This window comes from Halogeometricum sp. CBA1124, from assembly GCF_009741955.1.
GTDB classification, from domain to species: domain Archaea; phylum Halobacteriota; class Halobacteria; order Halobacteriales; family Haloferacaceae; genus Halogeometricum; species Halogeometricum rufum.
In genome coordinates this window covers 1-4,523 of sequence record NZ_WPCD01000258.1, presented here as the reverse complement: position 1 = coordinate 4,523, position 4,523 = coordinate 1, and the positions used below count along the sequence as shown (strand labels likewise).

Sequence of the window (4,523 nt, the reverse complement as noted above, 5' to 3'; positions counted from 1 at the left end):
CGTCCGCGCCCTCCGTCTCCACGTCGGCCGCGGCGAGGAGTTTCTGGATGCCGTGGGGCGTGCAGGGCTTGAACCGCGGGTGGCCGGCGACGAGGCGGCCGACGTTCTCCGGGTGGAAGCCGTCGACGTCCTTCGCGGGGTCGATTCGGCGGAGTACCTCGCGTTCGTCCACGTGGTCGGGGAGGGGCATCTGCACGAGGATGCCGTGGACCGACGGGTCGGCGTTCAGGTCGTCGATGGTGGCGTACAGGTCGTCTGCGGGGGCCTCGGGGTCTATCTCGTAGTCGCGCGCCTCGATGCCGACTTCCTCGCAGTCGCTGTGCTTCATCGAGACGTACGTCTGACTCGCGGGGTCGTCGCTCATCAGGACGGTGGCGAGACACGGCGTCACGTCCGCGTCGGCGAGAGTGGCTATCCCGTCGGCGAGACCGGCGCGAATCTCGGCGGCGACGGCGTTACCGTCGATTATCTCGGTCATGTGTCGAACGCCGCGGTCGGCGCACTTCAATCACGCGGATTCGTGCATACTTGTCCTCGCTTCCACCTCCCGATACCCATCCCCTTGCACAGAAGAGGTCGTCCTACGGACAGGACGTCGCCAACTCCGCGTTCGCCACCGGGTCGCGCCCCTGGTAGACGACCACCGTCTCGGCGGTGTCGAGGTTCACGAGGACGACGCTGCCGCCGTAGCCGTGCGTCTGGTCGTGGCCGCGGACGACGACGCAGGTGACGCCGTCGGGGACGGCCATCGTCGCGGAGCGAGTGAACTCGCGCGTCCCGTGGGGGTGGCGCAGTTCCCGGCGGCCCAGTCGGTTCCCGTCGACGTCCTCGACCTGCCACCAGTTCGCGTAGCCGTCCTCGCCGTCGTCGTCGTGGATGAGCGTCACGTCGAAGCGGTACGTCCCGTCGTTCGCCTCGAACGCCACGTCCACGACGTTCGCCTCGCGCAGGTCGAGTTCCGTGCGGGGCGTCGTCGTCCCGGGCGTCCCCGTCTCCGTCGCGTTCGCCGTCGCCGTCCGAGGGGTCGTCTCGGAACCCGTCGGTTCCCCCGTCCGCGTCGCGTTCGCCGTCTCGCCGGGCGTTCCCGTCCCGTCCGGCGTCGCCGACTCGGTGGGGCGCGCGTGGCCGTCGCCGTCGGCGTCTCGGTGGCCGTCGCGGTTCCGGCGCGCGCCGTCCGGTAGTCCGGACTCGGCGTCCCGCCGGCCTGTCCCGGGTCGTCGTCGTCCGTCCCGGGCGGCGGGGTGTCAGAACACCCCGACAGACCGAGGAGCGAGAGACCGAGAGCGGCGAGGACGCGTCTACGGGTGCGCATATCGCTAACGTCTCCCCCCGCCAGCAAAAGTCCGGCGTGCGTCGGATTCGCGACTGTTCCGTGCGGTGAGCGCGGCCGATGCAGTCGGTGCGGTGAGCGCGGCCGATACGGTCGGTCCGACCGACTACGGGTACAGCGGGTGTTCGTCGCAGAGTTCCTGCACCCGGTCTGCGACGGCGTCGACGGTCTCCTGGTCGTCGTAGTCGTCGACGACGCGGACGATGAGTTCACCCACTTCGCGGGTCGCCTCCTCGTCGAACCCGCGCGTGGTCAACGCGGCCGTGCCCGCGCGGATACCGCTCGGGTTGAACGCCGACCGCGTCTCGCCGGGGACGGTGTTCGCGTTGAGGACGATGCCCGCCTCCTCGAGGGCCGCTTCGACGTCCTTCCCGGTCGTGTCGGGGTGGGAGGGCCGCAGGTCCGCGAGGACGAGGTGGTTGTCGGTGCCGCCGGAGACGACTTCGACGCCCTCGTCTTCGAACGTCTCGGCGAGCGCGCGGGCGTTGGCGACGGTTCGCTCGGCGTACGTCTCGAACTCGGGTTCCAGCGCCTCCTTGAAGCCGACGGCCTTCCCCGCGATGTTGTGCATGAGGGGGCCGCCCTGCGCGCCGGGGAACACGGCCTTGTCCACGGCGTCGGCGTGTTCTTCGGTGGTCATGATGATGCCGCCGCGACCCGCCCGGATGGTCTTGTGGGTCGACCCGGTGACGAAGTCGGCGATGCCGACGGGCGAGGGGTGGACGCCCGCGGCCACGAGGCCGGTGATGTGGGCGATGTCGGCGAGGTGGTACGCGTCCACGTCGTCGGCCACGTTCTGGATGCGCTCCCACTCGACGACGCGCGGGTACGCCGAGTAGCCCGAGACGATGATGTCGGGGTCGAACGACTCGGCCTGGTCGGCGAGCGACTCGTAGTCGATGTAGCCCGTGTCGGGGTCGACGTGGTACTGTTCGACCTCGTACGTCTGTCCCGTGAAGTTGGCCGGGTGGCCGTGACTCAGGTGGCCGCCGTGGCTGAGTTCCAGGGAGAGAATCTTGTCGCCGGGGTCGAGCATGGCGAGGTAGACGCCCATGTTCGCCTGCGTGCCCGAGTGCGGCTGGACGTTGACGTGTTCGGCGCCCCAGAGTTCCTTCGCGCGTTCGACGGCCAGTTCCTCGACTTCGTCGGCGTACTCACAGCCAGCGTAGTAGCGCGACCCGGGGTAGCCCTCGGCGTACTTGTTGGTGAGCGCGCTCCCCTGCGCCTGCAAGACCGCCTCGCTCACGTGGTTCTCGCTGGCGATCATCGCCAGCGTGTTCCGCTGTCGTTCCTCCTCGCCTTCGAGGGCGTCGGCCACCGCGGGGTCGACGCCGCGGACGTGGCTGTAGTCCATGTCTCACACCCCGTGCGTCTTGCCAATAAGTGTGTTCACTTTGGCAGTCGATGCACCGAACTCTATGCACGGTCGTGGCTATCTACGACGCCATCGACACCGGCGTTCGACACGGGTAGCACAACGGGTCCACGCCGGTCCCTTACTGCTTTGGCGACAGACCTATGCCCGACAAAGCCGGTTTTGAGTGTACCTGATGGTCAAGGTGAAGGCGACAGACGCCGGGGTCCGAGCCGTGGGACCCGGACCGCTTCTGCCGTCGTCGCCGCCGACGGATGGTCGGCGGGCGACCCCGTACACGACCTACCGCGTGCGACCGTCGACTCGGTCGGGGGGGAGGCGACGGCGCTCAGACTCCCGCCGGGACTCCTCCGTCTCCGACGACTCGACTCGGGGATCGAACGGGAGCCGACGCGCCCGCGGAGGGCACGGTCCGTCTCCCGGACGCGCCCCACCTGCTCCGCGTCGAGGGCGCTGCCGTCGTCATCGTCCGGTTCGACGGCACCGCGACGCTGACCGACGCGGGCGGCGCTCCCACCATCTCGTTCCCGGAGCGACGGCGCGTCACCGTCGCCGTCGCCGACCGGGCGGACCGTCCGGAGACGGTCACCGTCCCGCGGACGCCCGAGGGCGTCGCGACTGCGCTCTCGGCGATGCCCGCCGGCCACCTCACGGCCACGGCCGACCGGTCGCTCCCGGAGATGCGCGCGCAGCCCCCCCGCGTCGAGTTCGGCGAGGAGGTGTCCGTCCCCGACAGCGTCGTCGCCCGCCGTCCCGACCCGTCCGTCGTCCTCGAACTACCGCCGAGTCTCGACTACCTCGTCCCGGCCGCCTCGCTGGCGCACTATCTCGGCGCGGAGGTACGGGTCGCTGACGACGAAGACGCGTCGCCGACGCTGCGGACGGCGAGCCTCGAACACGAGTTCGACTCGAACCCCGGGTACCAGACGGGGGTGGCGTGCCTCCTCCGCCGGACGTTCCTCCTCGACTGCCTCGTTCGCGGTGCCGGCCCGAACTGCCGCGGCGTCGCGGAGACGGCGTTGCTGGACGAGGTCGACCTGGACGCAGAGTCGCTGTACCGGGCGGACCCCGGTGACCGACTGGACGCCTACCTCGACGTGCCGTTCGAGGAGATATCCGGCCGACTGCCGGACTGGCACCTCTCGATGTACGTCTCGGCGACCTACGACCAGGTGCGTTCGCTCCCGCACCTCCTGCAGAACGTCCCGAACGTGTTCCTGCCCGAAGCGAAACCGCTCGGCACGGACGAACGCCTCTCGCGGTCGCTCGACGACTTCTACCGCGCCGACGCCGCCGCGGACGACTCGGCCGACGACCACGCCCGCGAGGCCGAGGCGTCCCGCGCCGAGACGGGTGACGTTCCCGAGGTGACCCCCGTGAAACCCGTTCTGGGAGCGGGGCGCGTCCACGGCTGGCTGGCCGACGGCGTCCCCATCGACGTGTTCAAGTCCACGCACCGGGCGTCGAACACCGGGCTCGCTACCCCGAGGACCCGCAGTCGCTGTCGGTGGTCGCCGTCCTCAACGACAAGCGGATGGTGGACGAGTACAACGACGCCGCCCAGATATACGAGTCGGGGCCGGCCGGCCTCGACATCGACGTGACCGTCGAGAGGCGGACGACCCGCGCGGAACTCGCGGACGTGTTCGAGTCGCACCACGACCTGGTCCACTACATCGGCCACTGCGACGAGTCTGGGCTCCGGTGCGTCGACGGCAACCTCGACATCGACGACATCGAGGAGTCGAACGTCGCAGACGTCTTCCTCAACGCGTGCGGCCTCCTACCTACGAGGGACTCGAACTGGTCGAGAAGGGG

4 protein-coding genes and 1 pseudogene are annotated in these 4,523 nt (G+C 69.8%); 2 read left to right on the top strand and 3 right to left on the bottom strand.

What is annotated here, in order from left to right; all coding sequences use genetic code 11:
- The 3 genes from GJ632_RS19815 to glyA form a co-directional block, all read right to left on the bottom strand.
- Positions 1 to 478, bottom strand: a 478-nt coding sequence (locus GJ632_RS19815; protein WP_305037696.1) for a tetrahydrofolate dehydrogenase/cyclohydrolase catalytic domain-containing protein, incomplete at its 3' end; no start/stop codon positions are given.
- A 103-nt stretch (positions 479 to 581) separates the two neighbouring features.
- Complete coding sequence (locus tag GJ632_RS19810) at positions 582 to 932, bottom strand: hypothetical protein (RefSeq protein WP_197428109.1); 351 nt, start codon at positions 930 to 932, stop codon at positions 582 to 584.
- Between the two features lie 504 nt (positions 933 to 1,436).
- Positions 1,437 to 2,684, bottom strand: coding sequence for a serine hydroxymethyltransferase (glyA, locus tag GJ632_RS19805; protein ID WP_089807354.1), 1,248 nt, complete (start codon positions 2,682 to 2,684; stop codon positions 1,437 to 1,439).
- A 275-nt stretch (positions 2,685 to 2,959) separates the two neighbouring features.
- On the opposite strand from glyA, the gene GJ632_RS19800 reads away from it, so the two are divergent.
- Together GJ632_RS19800 and GJ632_RS22525 are read left to right on the top strand one after the other, a co-directional pair.
- Positions 2,960 to 4,309: a hypothetical protein gene (locus tag GJ632_RS19800; protein WP_197428108.1), complete on the top strand. Its 1,350-nt coding sequence runs from the start codon at positions 2,960 to 2,962 to the stop codon at positions 4,307 to 4,309.
- Positions 4,240 to 4,523: pseudogene (locus tag GJ632_RS22525) on the top strand (hypothetical protein); the annotation flags it as partial. The gene GJ632_RS19800 and the pseudogene GJ632_RS22525, both read left to right, overlap by 70 nt.